The sequence below is a fragment of the Streptomyces murinus genome (assembly GCF_002154555.1).
In the GTDB taxonomy this organism is placed as follows: domain Bacteria; phylum Actinomycetota; class Actinomycetes; order Streptomycetales; family Streptomycetaceae; genus Streptomyces; species Streptomyces murinus.
Genome location: NZ_MUNF01000096.1, coordinates 1 through 15,936, shown reverse-complemented (window position 1 = coordinate 15,936; position 15,936 = coordinate 1). Strand labels below are relative to the sequence as shown.

At 73.1% G+C, this 15,936-nt stretch carries 14 protein-coding genes; 8 read left to right on the top strand and 6 right to left on the bottom strand.

The annotated features are described in order from the left end of the window. Nucleotides 1-116: 116 nt before the first annotated feature. The 5 genes from CCN72_RS07860 (at nt 117) to CCN72_RS07840 (ending at nt 2,899) form a co-directional block, all read left to right on the top strand. The gene (locus tag CCN72_RS07860; protein WP_086806877.1) at nt 117-929 is read left to right on the top strand and encodes a 3-hydroxybutyrate dehydrogenase; all 813 of its coding nucleotides are present in this window, start codon (nt 117-119) and stop codon (nt 927-929) included. A 144-nt stretch (nt 930-1,073) separates the two neighbouring features. Then, a complete protein-coding gene (locus CCN72_RS07855; RefSeq protein ID WP_086806876.1) occupies nt 1,074-1,370 on the top strand; it encodes a hypothetical protein in 297 nt (98 codons plus the stop codon). Between the two features lie 93 nt (nt 1,371-1,463). After that, nucleotides 1,464-1,676, top strand: coding sequence for a helix-turn-helix domain-containing protein (locus tag CCN72_RS07850; RefSeq protein WP_037662375.1), 213 nt, complete (start codon nt 1,464-1,466; stop codon nt 1,674-1,676). Between the two features lie 126 nt (nt 1,677-1,802). After that, nucleotides 1,803-2,048 (top strand): DUF5133 domain-containing protein, encoded by a 246-nt coding sequence (locus CCN72_RS07845; protein WP_086806875.1) that lies wholly within the window; start codon nt 1,803-1,805, stop codon nt 2,046-2,048. Between the two features lie 92 nt (nt 2,049-2,140). After that, on the top strand, nt 2,141-2,899 hold the full coding sequence (locus CCN72_RS07840; RefSeq protein ID WP_208637943.1) for a restriction endonuclease: 759 nt from the start codon (nt 2,141-2,143) through the stop codon (nt 2,897-2,899). Nucleotides 2,900-2,932: 33 nt separating this feature from the next. On the opposite strand, the gene CCN72_RS07835 is transcribed toward CCN72_RS07840, so the two are convergent. The 3 genes from CCN72_RS07835 to CCN72_RS07825 form a co-directional block, all read right to left on the bottom strand. Next, nucleotides 2,933-5,320 carry a prolyl oligopeptidase family serine peptidase gene (locus CCN72_RS07835; protein WP_086806874.1) on the bottom strand — a complete coding sequence of 796 codons (2,388 nt, stop codon included), beginning with the start codon at nt 5,318-5,320 and terminating at the stop codon, nt 2,933-2,935. Then, on the bottom strand, nt 5,296-7,077 hold the full coding sequence (locus tag CCN72_RS07830) for an N-acetylglutaminylglutamine amidotransferase (RefSeq protein ID WP_086806873.1): 1,782 nt from the start codon (nt 7,075-7,077) through the stop codon (nt 5,296-5,298). The genes CCN72_RS07835 and CCN72_RS07830 overlap by 25 nt, the downstream gene beginning before the upstream one ends. Before the next feature lie 159 nt (nt 7,078-7,236). Continuing rightward, nucleotides 7,237-8,388, bottom strand: coding sequence for a carboxylate-amine ligase (locus tag CCN72_RS07825; protein ID WP_244174150.1), 1,152 nt, complete (start codon nt 8,386-8,388; stop codon nt 7,237-7,239). Between the two features lie 270 nt (nt 8,389-8,658). Here CCN72_RS07825 and CCN72_RS40330 point away from each other — a divergent pair, with 270 nt between their 5' ends. Continuing rightward, nucleotides 8,659-10,758, top strand: a complete 2,100-nt coding sequence (locus CCN72_RS40330) for an eCIS core domain-containing protein (protein WP_425276128.1) — start codon at nt 8,659-8,661, stop codon at nt 10,756-10,758. A 67-nt stretch (nt 10,759-10,825) separates the two neighbouring features. Here the strand turns inward: CCN72_RS40330 and CCN72_RS07815 are convergent, their stop codons facing one another. Further along, nucleotides 10,826-11,602, bottom strand: a complete 777-nt coding sequence (locus CCN72_RS07815) for a DsbA family protein (protein WP_086806871.1) — start codon at nt 11,600-11,602, stop codon at nt 10,826-10,828. A 168-nt stretch (nt 11,603-11,770) separates the two neighbouring features. Between CCN72_RS07815 and CCN72_RS07810 the strand changes: the two genes are divergently transcribed. Both CCN72_RS07810 and CCN72_RS07805 read left to right on the top strand, forming a co-directional pair. After that, complete coding sequence (locus CCN72_RS07810; protein WP_086806870.1) at nt 11,771-12,430, top strand: DUF4230 domain-containing protein; 660 nt, start codon at nt 11,771-11,773, stop codon at nt 12,428-12,430. A gap of 40 nt (nt 12,431-12,470) precedes the next feature. Next, nucleotides 12,471-13,121, top strand: a complete 651-nt coding sequence (locus tag CCN72_RS07805; RefSeq protein ID WP_086806869.1) for a VanZ family protein — start codon at nt 12,471-12,473, stop codon at nt 13,119-13,121. 9 nt (nt 13,122-13,130) lie between these two features. On the opposite strand, the gene CCN72_RS07800 is transcribed toward CCN72_RS07805, so the two are convergent. Both CCN72_RS07800 and CCN72_RS07795 read right to left on the bottom strand, forming a co-directional pair. After that, entirely contained in the window at nt 13,131-14,906 is a 1,776-nt protein-coding gene (locus CCN72_RS07800; RefSeq protein WP_086806868.1) for an ABC transporter ATP-binding protein, read from the bottom strand. After that, a partial coding sequence (locus CCN72_RS07795; protein ID WP_143664058.1) for an ATP-binding cassette domain-containing protein occupies nt 14,903-15,936 on the bottom strand: 1,034 nt, incomplete at its 5' end. The genes CCN72_RS07800 and CCN72_RS07795, both read right to left, overlap by 4 nt.

Here is a 15,936-nt window from a genome sequence, read left to right as displayed (position 1 = left end):
CGTCGTCCGGCGTCGTCCGGCCGTCGGCGCATGGTGGCGGCGCCCATTTCGAGGTGCGGAAATGTGTCGGTGATCCACGTGTCCCGCCTCGGGGTTCCTCCCTACGGTGTCCGACCATGGACAGTGCCAAGACGCCCCAGCATCCCTGGCCCGGTGCCCCTGTCGCGGCCGGACCGGCCTCGACGCGGTTCCTCGCCGGCCGCAAGGCCCTGGTCACCGGCGCGGCCAGCGGGATCGGCCGGGCCTGCGCGGAGGGCTTCGCCGCGGCCGGTGCGGAGGTCTATGTGGTGGACCGGGCCGCCGAGGCGGCCAAGGAGGTGGCCGGGGCGATCGGCGGCATCGCCGTGGTGGCCGACCTCTCCGAGGCCGAGGCCGTCGACGCGTTGCCGGGCGACGCGGACATCGTGGTCAACAACGCGGGTCTGCAACACATCGCGCCGGTCCATGAGTTCCCGCCGGATCTCTTCACGCTGATCCAACGGGTCATGGTGGAGGCGCCGTTCCGCATCCTGCGCCGCACGCTGCCCCATATGTACGCGGGGGCGTGGGGCCGGGTGGTGAACATCTCCTCGGTGCACGGACTGCGGGCCAGCGCCTACAAATCGGCCTACGTCACGGCGAAGCACGCGCTGGAGGGGCTGAGCAAGGTGGTCGCCCTGGAGGGCGCCGCGCACGGGGTGACCAGCAACTGCCTCAACCCCGGGTACGTCCGCACGCCCCTGGTGGAGCGGCAGATCGCCGACCAGGCGCGCGCCCACGGCATCCCGGCGGCGGACGTGCTGGACCAGGTGTTCCTGGAACGCACCGCGATCAAGCGGCTGATCGAGCCGGTGGAGGTCGCCGAGGCGGCCCTGTGGCTGTGCACGGAACACAGCGCCCATCTGACCGGCAGCTCGATCCCCCTGGACGGCGGCTGGACCGCGCACTGATGTCCGTCAACGCCCCTGCTCCCCTCACCAGTTCAAGCCATGGACCTGCCGGAACCGTGGAAAACGGACGTCCGGGGGTATCCGCAGCGGAGATCGGGACGCGGCACCGCCCTCGTTCCCCCGCGGCGAAAGGAGACATGGCAGATGGCCACCGACGCGAACTCAGCGAGGATCACGGGGAAGGTCCAGGGCCGGGACATCACCCTGGAAGGGGGCCTGTCGAAGGACGAGATCAGGAGCCGGGTGTGGTGGTGGCGGGCGTCCGGCTCCGGGACCGCGGGGGAACGGGACGGCCATGGCCATGGCCATGAGTACGACGACTCGCAGGCGGACGTGATCGCCACCCTGGGCGGCTACTACAGAGTCTCCGGCGATCCCCGCACGCAGGAGGCCGAGGAACTGGTGGAGTTGGTGTACACGGAACTCAACCCCGCTGACTGACATACCCGTTGAAGCCGGGCGGCTCGGGTGCATGGGGAGCGGTGGCGGGGGCAATCGGTGATCACGTCTCGACATGACGAGAAGGAGATCATCATGAACAAGGGACAGTGGATCACGGGCGGCGCGCGCGAGGAACTGGCCGACGCCTTCGCCGGGGAGTACCGGGAGGGGCGGTCGATCCGCGCCATCGCCGAGGCGCACGGCCGGTCGTACGGCTTTGTGCATCGCCTGCTCGGCGAGGCGGGCGTGCCGCTGCGCGCCCGGGGCGGCGATGTGCGCACGGAAGCCGGCCGGTCGGCGCGATGACGTGCGGAAAGCCGCCGGAGCGGGGCATGCGGGGACACGGCGGGGGCAGCCGGGATGCCGGGGCAGGAAGATCACCGATCCACTGTCATGCCCCCTATCCACCGTCTTGCCAGGGAGGACTTTGCCGTGTCGCTACCCGCCGAGAAGGAAGTGCGCGCGCTGCTCGCCCGGTTCGCCGAGGCCCGCTTCCGCCATGACCTCCAGCCCACCGGCCGCTCCAGCCGCGCGTTGGAGGACACCTCCTCCGCCCTCTGCGCAATGACCGGCACCCGGACGGTGGACGAGGCGCTCGCCGCGGCCGACGGACTCCTGGACCGGCTCCGGGCGAACCGCCGCGCGGCCGCCGAGAGGACCCGGGTACTGGCCGCTTGAACAAGCCCGAGAGCTGTAGAGCTGTAGAGCTGTAGGCGCTCTCGGCCATCCGTATGTCTTCGCACTCCGTTCCCTGCCCGAAAGAGAGCCAGATGACGATACCGGTGCGCCCTCTGCGGCGCGTGCGCCGAGACCGGCGGTTCGATCTGCGGACGACCACCTGGTTCTTCGTCCTGCTCGCGATCGTCCTCTGCCTGCCGGCGCTCGTGGTGCGCCTGGCGGCGGGCGTCGTCGAGCGTCGTCCGCTGTGGGCCGCCGTCCTGGCCGTGCTCGCCGTCGCCGGGTGCCTGCTCTGGTGGCCGGGTCGGCGGAGGCTGTCCGCCGGGAGGTACGCCAGGCGGGCCGCCCGCGCGCTGGAGGCGGGGGCCGAGGCGGCGTCCGACAGTCTCGACCTCGCGCCGGTGGACATCGCCGTGCCCGGCGGGGACGGGGAGGAGCCCACGCTTCTCCTCGACTCCCCCGACGCCTATGCCGAGTTGGACCCCGATGGCTTCGAGCAGGCCATCGCCGAGCTGTGCGTCCGGGAGGGCTGCGGCGAGGTGGAGGTGGTGGGCGGCGCCGGTGATCTGGGCGCGGACGTCGTCGCGGTCACGGCGGAGGGGCTGCGCGTGGTCATCCAGTGCAAGCAGTACGGCGACGCCAACAAGGTGGGCTCACAGGACATGCAGCGCTTCGGCGGCACCTGTTTCACCATTCACGAGGCCGATGTGGCGGCGCTCGTCACCACCAGCGAGTTCACCGCACCCGCGCTCGACTACGCGCGCCAGTGCGGCATCGTCTGCATGGACGGGCAGGAACTGGAGGCGTGGCGCGAGGGAACGGGCCCGAGCCCCTGGGACCCGCGCCGGTAGGACGGGAGTCGGAGCCGGCAACCGGCCAACTCCTCAGCTGTTCAGGTGCCGTTGCAGCCAGTCGGCGGCGGCACGGCGGAAGAGCCTGCGGTTGTCGGCACGGAGGAAGTCGTGTCCTTCCTCGCGCAGGGTGAGGAGTTCGGCGGGCACACCCCGCTCGCGTGCCGCCCGTACGAACTGCTCCGACTCCCTGGGCGGCACATTGGTGTCGTGCTCCCCGTGCACCGCGAACACGGGTGCCCGCAGCGCGTCGATACGGGTCATCGGCGAGAGCTCGCGCAGCAGTTCGCGGTCGCGTTCGGGATGGCCGTACTTGTGGGCCGCCGACTGGGCGATCCAGGGTTCGGTGCCCTCGAAGAACGTCGCCAGGTCCGACATCCCGCACACCGCGACGCCGGTGCGGAAGAGGTCCGGGTGCCAGACCAGGGAGGCGAAGGTGAGATAGCCGCCGTACGAACGGCCCATCACCGCGAGCCGGGACGGGTCGGCCGGACCGGCCAGTACGGCGTGTGCGGTGCAGTCCGCCACATCGTCGAGGGCGGCGAACCGGCCCCTTCCCAGGTCGGCGTCGACGAACGACCGGCCGTAGCCGGAGGATCCGCGTACATCGGGCGCGAAGATGTCCAGCCCCCGCCCGAGGATCTCGTGGTACAGCGGGTCGAGGACGGGACGTTCCTGGTCCTCGGGGCCGCCGTGCAGATGGATGACACAGGGCGCCGGTTCGCCGGGCGCGCGCCCCGGTGCGCGGTAGTACCAGCCGTTCAACGGCAGCCCGTCCCGGGCGGTGGGGCGCAGCGGGACCGGCCGTACGGGCGGGCGGCCGGGCGGGACGGCATCCTCGTCCCGGGAGGACCAGGGGGTGCGGACCGGGGTCGCGCCGTCGGGCAGCCACCAGATGCCGGGGCGACGGCGGGATCCCGAAAGGGCCAGCGCGAGGCGGGAGTTGGCGTCGGTGACGCGGGTGACGACCTCGTGCGGCAGGGAGATGTGGCGGGACGCGGAGCCGGTACCCTCTTCCGGCCGGCCGTCCGTGTCCGTGCCCGTGTCGGTGTCCGGGTCCAGGATCTCCACGTCGCTCATGCCCCGGATGTTCCAGGCGAGCACGGCGGTGGCGCCGTCGCGGGTGTACCGCAGCAGTTCCAGGTCGCTGCCCTCGCGTGCGGCGACGGTCGACCAGCCGAGCGGCCGTCCGTCCGGGTCGAGTTCGGCGGTGAGCAGGACCGCGAACTCCCGGTGGGCGTTGCTGCGCAGCCGAAGCTCGTCCGCTCGGGGGGAGAAGCTGCCGATCCAAGGGTCCCCGTCGGCCACCGGCAGCACACAGGTCGTCACATGGTCGGCGGTGCGCAGCACGACCGCCTCGCGCCGGCCGCGCGGTCCCCGGCGCAGCAGGGCGAGCGACCCGTCGCGGCTGAGGTCGCACACGCGCAGTGTCGCCGCGTCCTGCACGGCGGCGATCAGGACGGGGGCGGCGACCGCGTCGGGGTCGATCAGATACGCCGACAGCCCGTCGCCGAAGCCGGTGCCGCCGGGAGCGCCGGTCGGCGTCGTCCCCACCGTGACGGCGGGCGACGGCAGGGCCGGGCCACGGTCCGTGTGGGGCGCCGGGCCGAGCAGTTCCGTCTCGCCCGCGCGGCCCCGCCAGCAGTCCGGCAGACGACCGTCGGAAAGGCCGGAGCCGAGGCCGAAGCCGCGGCCGGGGCCGGACGGACCGTCGCCAGCCGCGGTGTCCGCACCGGACGGGGACGGCGGGGCGGGCGGTCCGGTGGGGACCGCGACGGTGACCGTGACCGCCGATCCGTCGTGCGCCCAGCAGCCCAGATGGGCGGAGCTGCCCGGTTCGGCGCCGGCCAGGATCTGCCGGTCACTGCCGTCCGGGCGGACGCACAGCACCCGGGTGTGCTCACCGCCGCCGGGCGCCGTGGTGTAGGCGATCCAGCGGCCGTCGGGTGACCAGGACACCTCCCGTACGGGATCCGGGCCGTCGTCGAGCAGTCGTACCGGCTCCCCGTCGGCGGGGCCCGTCCACAGCTGCGGTACGCCGCCCCGGTCGCAGATGAAGGCGAGCCGGGTGCCGGACGGATCGGCCGAGGGGTACCAGCAGCCGTGCGCGATGAGCCGCGTCGGCGCGTCGCGGGGCCCGGAGGCGTCCGGCAGCGGGATGCGGGCGGGCGCGGCGAAGGCGGCGGTCAGTCCGTCGGAGCCCGCCGGGAGCGGGGCGCCGGCCCCGTCCGTGCGCTCCTCCGTGCCCTCCTCCGTGCGCTCGGCAGGCCGCTCGTCGGTCGTGCGCTCCTCCGGACGCACGGTGGCGGGCCGTCCGGCATCGGCCGTGCCGACGTCGGGCGGGCGCTCCGCGACGGGCTCCGCGGCCGGATGGCGCGCGGTCGCGTCCCCTGCGGTCAGATTCCGTGCGTTTGAAGCCATATCTCCAGCAAAGCCACCTGCCACAGCGCGTTCGCTCCGCGCTTGGTGCGGTGACGGTCGGGGGCGGCGAGGAGTGCGGTGACGTAGGAGTCCTGGAAGACGCCGCGCCGTTTCGCCTCGGGGGCGCTGAGCGCCTCGCGCACCTTTTCCAGCACGGGTCCGGCCATATGGGTGATCGCCGGGACGGGGAAGTAGCCCTTGGGGCGGTCGACCACCTCGGGCGGCAGGAGTTTGCGGCCCGCCTCCTTCAGGACGCCCTTGCCGCCGTCGGCCAGCTTCAGCTCCGGCGGGCACGCGGCCGCCAGCTCCACCAGTTCGTGATCGAGGAACGGCACCCGGGCCTCCAGACCCCAGTCCATGGTCATGTTGTCGACCCGCTTGACCGGGTCGTCGGCCAGCATGACGTGGGTGTCCAGGCGCAGGGCGGCGTCGAGCGCCGTCTCGGCCCCGGGCACCGCCATGTGCTCCCGCACGAACCGGCCGGACACGTCGTCCTCGGTCAGCATGTCGGGGCGCAGGATGGCGGAGAGGTCCTGGTGCGGCCGGTCGAAGTAGGTCTCGGCGTACCGCTGCGGCTCCTCCTCGCGGGGCGCGTCGGCCAGGCGCGGGTACCAGTGGTAGCCGGCGAAGACCTCGTCGGCGCCCTGCCCGCTCTGGACGACCTTGACGCTGCGCGAGACCTGCTCGGACAGCAGATGGAAGGCGACCACGTCATGGCTCATCATGGGCTCGCTCATCGCCGCGACCGCCCCGTCCAGGGCCGTGGACACGCGCCGCGAGGGGACCAGCAGCTGATGGTGGTCGGTGGCGAACTCCCGGGCCACCAGGTCGGAGTACCAGAACTCGTCGCCCTCGTCACCGGCCTCCGCCTCGAAGCCCACGCTGAACGTGGCCAGGTCCCGCTGCCCCTCTTCGGCCAGCAGGGCCACGATCAGGCTGGAGTCCAGTCCCCCGGACAGCAGGACGCCGACCGGGACGTCCGCGACCATGCGCCGCTGGACGGCGGTGCGCAGCGCGTCCAGCACCGCGTCCCGCCACTCGGCGGCGTCCATGCCGAGGTGCTCGGGGCGGCGGGTGTACGACGGCTGCCAGTAGCGGTGGTCCCGGTGGGTGCCGTCCGGTTCGACGACCCGCACGGTGGCCGGGGAGAGCTTGCGCACCCCCGCCAGCACGGTGCGGGGCGCGGCCACGGTCGCGTGCCAGCTGAGGTACTGGTGCAGGGCGGCCGGGTCCAGCGAGGTGTCGACGTCGCCGGCCGCGAGCAGCGCGGGCAGCGAGGAGGCGAAGCGCAGCCGCCCGGGGGTCCGCGCCAGGTAGAGGGGCTTGATGCCGAGCCGGTCGCGGATCAGGATCAGCCGGCCGGTCCGGTGTTCGACCAGGGCGATGGCGAACATGCCGTGGAAGTGGTCGACGCAGGCGGTGCCCCACTGCCGGTACGCCGCAAGGACGACCTCGGTGTCGGAGGTGGACCGGAACCGGTGCCCGAGGGAGACCAGTTCCGCCCGCAGCTCCCGGTAGTTGTAGATGCAACCGTTGAAGACGCCGGTGACCTCTCCGGCGGTGTCGGTCAGGGGCTGGGCCCCGCGCTCGGAGAGGTCGATGATCTTCAGACGGCGGTGCCCGAGGGCCACGGCGTCCCGCGTCCAGACCCCCTGCCCGTCGGGGCCGCGGGGGGCGAGCCGGTCGCTCATCCGCTCCACGGCCGCCAGATCGGGCCGCATGCCGTCGAAGCGCATCTCCCCGCTCAGGCCGCACATCCGCGACCACCTCCCCGGTGCGTGTACGGATCGCGCGGGGAGCGCGGCGGATGCAGCGGGTACGGCAGGTGCGGCGGTGAGATGCGCGGGAGGCCGCGCACCGGCATGTGGCCGGGGCTGGTCGACACGGGGATGCTTCTCCTTCGCGATAGGGGGTGGCTACGCGGCGGCCTGCCCCGGGGAGGCGACGCGGCGGGCGGGTGCGGTGCGCCGTGAGCGCGGGCGCTCCTCGCCCCGGGTCTCCGCGATCGCCAGATCCGTGCAGGCCAGCAGGTCGTCGTGGTGGGCCGTACGACGGATGCGGTGGGCGGCGCTGCCGTCCGCGAGCGCGCGTTCGGCCAGGCCCCGGACGGTGGGCCAGTCCCCGGCGGCCTCCAGCGCCGGGCGCACCCGGCCCAGCAGGCCCCGGACGACCTGGGCCGCGGGCGCCTCGCGCCGGGTCGCGGGGTCGATCAGGGCGCCTTCCAGGCCCGACCGCGCGGCCCGCCAGGCGGCGGCGCGCAGCCATTCGTGCCGGCCCGGGCAGGTGGGTGGCTCCGCCGCCGCCAGTCGCGCGCGGGCGTCGGTCACCAGGGCGCGGAAGAGCCCGGCGATCAGTACGACCGTCTCGGCGCGGGGGCAGGCGTCGCAGATGCGCAGTTCAAGGGTCTGCTGGTGGGCGGAGGGCCGGATGTCGTAGTAGATCATTCCCACGTCGCTGATGACGCCGGACCGGACCAGGCCCTGCACCACCGCGTCGTACTCGGCGGCGTCGGCGAAACAGCCGGGCGGGCCCGCGGTGGGCCAGCGCTGCCAGACCATGGTCCGCCAGCTGGCGTACCCGGTGTCGCTGTTCGCCCAGAAGGGGGAACTGGCGGAGAGGGCCAGCAGCGCGTGCAGCCACGGGGACACCTCGCACATGACGCGGACGGCCAGGTCCCGGTCGGGTACGTCGACGTGGACATGGGTCCCGCAGATCAGCTGCTCGTCGGCGACCAGGCGGTAGTCGTCGACCATACGGCGATATCGGCGCCCGGGGGTGGGGCGGGTGTCCTCGGCGCGGGCCAGCGGCACGGTACCGGCGGCCACGACGGCCAGTCCGTGCGCGTTCGCCGCGGCATCGAGCCGACGCCTGGCGCCGGTCACATCGTCGTACAGGTCGGCGAGAGTCTCATGCACACCACTGTTCGTCTCCACGGCCGCCTGCTGCAACTCGGTCGTGAAGGTGGGTTCGGGGAGACCCTTCAGCACGGCGTCGGCCCGCGGGGCGAGTCGGCCCGTCTCCACCTCGACGATGTGGAACTCCTCTTCCACTCCGATACGAACGGTCACGCGCTCTCCTAGGTGACGGCCGAACGCCGGCAACCGCGCCCGGAAACCGCCCCGCCCCATCAGTCCCCCGGAGGCGAGTTGTGCACCCCGACTTCCCACGAGGCCCATTGCTAAGCGTCCGACCCCGGTGGCCTGCGCCGTACCGGCGGTCCCGAACCCCTCCGGGTTGCCCGTCCGGGCCGCTCATGCTGCCCCTTCGTACCTGGCGCCGACGCTCGCGAACACGTATCCAGAAAGAAGTTGATCAACACATCTTGGAGGAGAGACCCCTTGCGTGATCACGAGGACGCCAAAGCCACCGGGATCGGCAGGGACCGTACCTCTTCCCGCAGAGCGGACCCCGCCCCGGCCGCGCAGCCGGCCGGGCTGCTCGGGCTCCAGGCCGCGGTCGGCAACGCGGCGGTCGTCCAGATGCTGCGCCGGGCCGGTGGGGCCGAGGTGCAGCGGTCCGCCGTCCATGACGTCCTGCGCACCGGGGGCCAGCCGCTGGACGAAGGTGTGCGCACCGACATGGAGGCGCGGCTGGGCGCGGACTTCTCCGATGTGCGGGTGCACAGCGACGCCCGGGCCAGGGCGTCCGCGGCCGCCATGGGGGCGCGTGCCTACACCTCGGGCAACCACATCGTGATCGGCGACGGGGGCGGGGACCGCCACACCCTCGCGCACGAGCTCACCCATGTCATCCAGCAGCGTCGGGGACCGGTCGCGGGCACGGAGACGGGCGACGGACTGCGGGTGTCCGATCCGTCGGACCGCTTCGAACGGGAGGCGGAGGCGACCGCGCACCGGGTCCTGCGCGGATCACCGGCCGGCGCGGCGGCGCACGGACCGGCGGACGCCTCCGGGGCGACGCCTGCGGGGCGGCCGTCGGTGCAGCGGCTGCTGGTCCTCGGGCAGAAGGGCGAGGCGAAGGCGGCGGAGCCCGCGTACACGGACATACGGGCGGAGCTCACGGATCCGGAGCTGATCAGCGCCTGGGAGGACACGAAGAACAAGCCGGCGATCATGAAGGTGCTCGACGAGTGGATCACGGCGCCGAAGCAGTCCACGCCCCAGGCCACCGCGAAGAGCAAGCGCGGACCCCGGGACGCGCTCGCCCGCTCCTACGCGACGATGGACGAGGCGGCCGCCGCCGTGCTGGACCGGGTCAACGCCCTGCCGGTCGCCGACGTGGAGAAGGCGATCTCCGACGACGTGGCGGTCGACGCGAAGATCAAGGAGGTACTGGCCGGATTCGTCGCGAACTCCCTGCGGCCGTGGCTCGGGGAGCAGCGGACGCAGGTGACGAAACTGGAGGACATGCTCTCGAAGACCGTGGCGGAACTGGCGTCGGTGCGGCGGCTCTATCTGCCGTACATCGAGTTCGGCGAGAAGACGCTGGACGGGATCCTCGGCAACCCCGAGGCGCAGGGCTTCGCCACGCTCATCAGTGCCATCCATGACATCGCCGAGATCCTCTACGACATCAAGGATCTCGAACAGCATGTCACGGTCTCCGAGGAGCAGTTCAAGGGATACGTACTCAAGGACGGGGCGAAGCTCGCGGGCCCGCGGAACTCGCCCGCCTGGGCGCTCGGTGACGGGGCGGGCGGGAGCGTCGGCGATCTGGAGCGGACGCCGGTACCCAACACGTTCCGGGGGGCCATGGCGACGCCGAACCAGCTCAACGACCAGGTGCGGACCGCCGGGCACCTCGGCTACCCGGTGTCGCTGGGGCCCTCGCGGACGACGGGCAAGCTGATGAAGCTGGCCGACACGACCGGTGCCGACCCGGCGGTCAAGGAGGCCATCGCCTATTCGCTGCTGGCCCTGTGGTACACGGACTACCGGCGCGACCTCACGGACATCCACCGCTATCACTTCGTGATGGACATGGCGGCCAACTTCGGTGTCGCCTACGACCCTTACAAGGCGCCGCGCAATCCGGCGACGGGCCAGGACTACTCCCAGCTGATCGCCGACACGCTCGACCGGTTCCGCAAGAACCACGAGGAGGAGTCGGCGCGGTACTGGAAGAAGGCCGAGGAGCTGAAGCTCGATCCGCCCGCGATTCCCGGTCCGGTCAACGGGCCGTCGGCGGGTGAGCAGTCCGCCCAGGCGGTGGAGGAGGCGGCGCCCGCGTGGAAGACCGACCCGGTCGCACGGGCCGTGATGGCGGCACTCAAGGCCGCGCCCAAGTTCCGGATCCCGGGCGAGAAGCACGACGCGGTCAGCCGACTCCAGCTCACCGAGGAGCAGTTCGACGCGGCGTTCATCCTCCTGACGTCGAAGGACCACGTGGGGAACAAGCCGCTGGTACAGATCGACCGCATGGGGCTGGTGCTCACCAACCCCGGTAAGACGGCGGCCAAGAAGGCGACGGATCTGTGACCTCGGGGACGTCCCACGAGGCGGCCGGCTGCCGGTGAACGGACCGGCCGCCGGGCGCCTTCGCGCCTTACGCGGACGGGCCGTCCGCCAGTGTCAGGAATTTGCCGAAGACACCCGGGTCGAACAGGAGCCCGTTGGACTCGACCGGGATCTGATACCCGTTCACCACGGCCGTCGGTGTGCCCGGCCCGGCGTGCCCGTCGCCGTGGCCGGCGGCGGCGTAGGCGCTCTCGGCGGAGTTCACGAAGCCCCGGTACTTCATCGACCTCACCGCGGCGTCGAAGGAGGGGCTCCGCAATCCCTTGACCTTCCCCGCCAGTTGCAGCAGGCGCGCGTCGGTGAACCCGTCCACCTCCTCGGCGGGCTGGTTCTGGTAGAGGACGGCGTGGTACTCGGCGAACTTCCCCCTCTCCAGTGCCGCGCGCAGCGCGTTGACCGCCTTCTTCGACCCGTCTCCGCCCAGCCGCGGGTCCAGGAACGACGCCATCGTGTACTCGACCTTGGCCTTGTGCCGCAGCACCCACTCGGTCAGGACCGGGCCCCCGCCCTCGGTCTCGAATTCCTTGCAGACCGGGCACCGCGGGTCCTCGTAGAGGCGCACGGTCATCCTCGCCCCGGGGTCGCCCACCAGAACCGTCGAGCCGTCCGGCTCCACCTTCTCGGGCACGTCGGCAAGGCCGGGGTACGCGGCCTCGGTCCGGCTCGTCGAACCGGCGCCGCCCCTGCCCTGCCGCGGCCCGCCACCGTCGGCGGCTCCCTGGTGTCCCGGCCCGCAACTCACCACGACCGCACCGAGCAAACCGCTCACCACGACCGCCGTCAGCCGTCTGTGCGCACGCTTCATCCGCATCATGCCCCCCTGTGATTCTGGAAAAGGGGAGAGTAAGCCATCCGCTGCCGGTCGCCACGGCCGGGGGCCCTCCGTCCGGGAAGAGGGAGGTTTCTTCCGGTAACTCGGTGGTCTGTTACGGGGTTTGGGGGGAATCCGGACAGCAGGAAGGAGGGGTGCCGGATGTCGACCGACCTCAAGCGGCCGCCCCGACGGATGCCCGGCTGGGCGAAGGCGGTGACCGCCCTCGTGGTGGTGCTCGCGGTGCTGTTCGCCGGGATCAGGCTGGCCGTGCTCCCGGGCGTCAAGGATCTGCTCGGCACCGAGACGCACGACCGCTCGGGTCCCGCTCTCCTCAAGTCCATCGACGACATGAGCCGTTACGACGCGGCCTCGGGCAACTTCCAGGTGGTCGTCGACCTGGAGAAGGACGCCAAGTACCTGCCGGACGCCCTGCGCGGCACCCGCACGCTGTACGTCGGCGCCGGCACCGTGGAGGCGTACGTGGACCTCGGCCGGGTCGGCGACAAGGACGTGACGGTGGACAAGGACCGTACGTCGGCCACCTTGCGGCTCCCCCACGCGCGACTGGGCAAGCCCGCCCTGGACGCCGACCACTCCTACGCCGTCTCCAAGCAGCGCGGACTGCTCGACCGCCTGGGCGACCTGTTCTCGGACAACCCCGACAGCGAGCACGCCGTACAGAAGCTCGCCGTGTCCCACATCGGCGAGGCGGCCAAGGACAGCGGACTGACCGCGCGGGCCGAGAGCAACACCACGGACATGCTGGAGGGTCTGCTGCACTCCCTCGGCTTCAAGGACGTGCACGTCTCCTACGGGTGAACCACCCGCTGTTTCAGGGTCGTTGACGACTGGAGGACCGATGACCCGCACCGCTCTGTTCTCACGCACCGCCTCGACCGGCCGCGCGTCCCGGACGAGTCGCCTCGCGAAGGCGCGGGCGCGCTGGAGCGGCGGCGCATTCCGGCGCGCGAAGGCGGACCGCACGCGTGAGGCCGCCGAGGCGGAGCGCGCCGAAGCGGCAAAGCCCGTGCGCCGTCGGCACGTTCTCCCCCTGCCGGTCCGGATGCTGGCGATGCTGTGCGCCTTCGTCCTCATGGTGGGCTTCGCCGTCGTCCTGGCCAAGATCACCCTGGAGCCGTCCCCGGCTTCGGTCTCCCTGGTGCACAGCAATCTGCGTCCCGGCCGCTCCATCAGGGCCTATCTGGACCAGCCCGGACTGCGGGACACCGTCAAGCAGATCGGCGGCAACATCCTGCTGGGCGTGCCGTTCGGGATACTGGTGCCGGTGCTCGCGCCGGGCGCCCGGGGCATCTGGCGGGTACTGCTGCTGACCGCGGCCGTGATGCTGCTGGTGGAGATGGCCCAGGGCGCCCTGGTCACCGGACGGGCCTTCGACGTGGACGACGTCATCCTCAACACGTCCGGCGCGCTGCTCGGTTACCTCCTGGTGGGCCGCAAGCTGGGGCGGGTGCACGATCGCCGGGCACACGACCGCCACGGAAGCGTCTGACCGGGCCCGTCACCGCCCGTACGTCCAGGACGCCCACAGCCTGGCGTAGGCGCCGCCCGCAGCGCGCAGTTCGTCGGGCCGTCCCCGCTCGACCACCCGGCCGTTCTCCATCACCACCACGACATCGGCCGTTTCCGCCTGGGAGAGCCGGTGCGCCACCACGACCGCGGTCCGGCCCTCGGTCACCGCCAGGGCGGCCCGGTCGAGGGACTGGGCCATGTCGCTGCCCGCCTCGGCCGTCGCCTCGTCCAGCACCACCACCTCGGGGTCGATCAACAGAACGCGCGCGAGGGCGAGTTGCTGCACCTGACGAGCCGTCAGCCGGATACCGCCCCGGCCGACGGCGGTGTCGAGCCCGTCCGGCAGGGCGGCGGTCCAGTCCGCCGCGTCCACGACGGCGAGCGCGGCCCCGAGCCGCTCGTCCGACGCCTCCCGGCACGCGAGCCGGAGGTTGTCGGCCACCGTCCCGGGGAAGAGGTGGTGCTCCTGGGTGACCAGTACGATCCTGCGGTTCCCCGGCGCGCCCGGGCGGGCGAGGCCGGCCGTGGGGACGCCGTCGAGCGTGACGCCGCCCGCGTACGGCGCGCGCATCCCGGCGATCAGCGTCGCCAGCGTGGACTTGCCCGAGCCGGTCGCGCCGACGACGGCCAGCCGCTGCCCGGGGCGGATGTCGAGGTCGATGCCGTGCAGGACATCGGGGCCGTCCCCGTACCGGTGGCGGACACCACGCACGGCGATCCCCTCCGCCGGTCGGCCGGGCGACGCCTGCGGGCGCCCTTCGGACACCGGCGCGCCCAGGGTGACGCCGACGACCCGGGCGAGCGCGGCAGTCGCCTGCTGCACGGTGTCGAACGTGCCGAGCAGGGTGTTCACCGGGTCGAACAGCCCGACGAAGAAGAGGGCCGCCGTGGTCGCGGCCCCCACATCGGCGCGCCCGGAATGGACCAGGGCCCAGGCCACGAGGAGGACCGCGCTCAGACCGGTGAACTCGGCGATGTTGAGCCGCCCGTAGAAGCGGGTGGCCGCGCGGGTCGCCCGGAACTCGTACGACATCGCCGCCTCGGATGCCTCCTCCACGCGGGCGTACCGGCCCGGTCCGAGGCGCAGGGCGCGCAGGGTGGGCAGCGCGGTGAACGCGCCGAGCAGTGCCGAGGCGCGGCGGCCCTCGGCGGTGCGGCCGGCCGCGTAGAGCGGCTGCGAGGTGCGCAGATACCAGCGCAGGGTGTGCGCCTGGAGGGGCACCGCGAGGAGTCCGGCGACGGCGAACCGCCAGTCCAGCGCGGCCAGTCCGGCGAGCGCGGCGAGAATGGTGAGCGCCGCCGCGGCGAAGTCGCCGAGCGCTCCGGAGGCGGCGTCCGCGATCCGTTCCGTGTCGCCGGAGACCCGGGCGACCAGGTCGCCGGTGCCGCCCGCCTCCACGGCGTCCACAGGCACGGCGAGCGCCGAGGTGACGGCGTCCTCGCGCAGCCGGCCCGTCACCGCCAGGACGACCCGGGCCAGCAGCACCGTGGCGGCCCACGCGGTGAGCGCGCCGGCCACGGCGGCGGCGGTCAGGAGCAGGACAGGACCGATCAGCGCGCTCGGACCGCGGTGGTCGGCGACGGCCTGGGTGATCCGGCCGATCGCCACCGGGCCCGCCAGGGTCAGGGCGCTGTCCAGGACGAGCGCGGCGAGGGCCGCCCACAGCGCCGGCCGCCGGCCGCGCAGGGCGTCGCGCAGCCCGGCGCGGGTCTGCCGCGCGGTGGCGACGGGGAGCAGCGTCGTCGCGGTCACGGGGGTCGTCACGGCGTCACCACCCGCTCCGTCGCGGGCACGTGGACGACCCGGTCGCAGCGCGCGAGCCAGGCCGGGCTGGTCGTGATGACCAGGGTGGTGCGGCGTTCCCGTATCCGCCGGACCCGGTCGGCGATGGCGTCCTCCGTGGCCGCGTCCACGGCGGTGGTGGGGTCGTGCAGCACCAGCACGGGTGGCCGGGCGGCGAGGGCGCGCCCCAGGGCGATGCGCTGGCGCTGGCCGCCGGAGAGGGTCTCGCCGCGGTCGCCGACCGTGGTGTGCGCGCCGTGCGGCAGGGCACGTACGACCTCGTCGGCGAAGGAGGCCCGGGCGGCTTCGGTCACTGCGGTGGTGTCCTTGGTGAGGGCGGCCAGGTTGTCGGCCACGGTGCCGGGCAGCAGCACCGGTTCGTGGTGGCTGACCAGCACGGTGGTTCTGAGCGCGGTCAGCCGGAGCGCCGTCAGATCGGTGCCGTCCAGCAGGATGCGGCCGCCCCCGGGGTCCTCCTCGCGGGCCAGCAGCAGGGCGATCGCGTCGGCGTCGGCGGGGTCGGCGCACACGAGGCCGGTCATCTCACCGGCCGGGACGGACCACTCGGCCCGGCTCCCGCCCGGCAGCGGTACCTCGCGGAAGTCGAGGGTACCGGGCGCCTTCCCCGAAGCCGCCCCGACTCCGGTGTCCGGCGGGGTCGGTGTACGGCGGTCCGCGACGGGGTCCGCCGGCTTCCCGTGCGGCGGCAGCGGGGACCGGGCCGCCGCGGGTTCCGGTACGGCAGGTGGCATGCCCAGCACCTCGTGGACGCGCGCGGCCGAGGCGAGGGCGCGGACGTAGCGTGCGTGGGCGGCACCGACGACCCGCATCGGGCCGTTCACGAACTGGGCGAGACCGAGCACCGCGATCAGCCGGCCCAGACCGATCCGGCCGTCCAGGGCGAGCCCGCCGCCGACCGCGGCGACGGCGGTCAGACAGAGCCCGGTGAGCAGGACGCCCACCGAGACCAGCGCGCCCTCGGCGGACACCGCGCGCCGCGCGGCGCGTACGG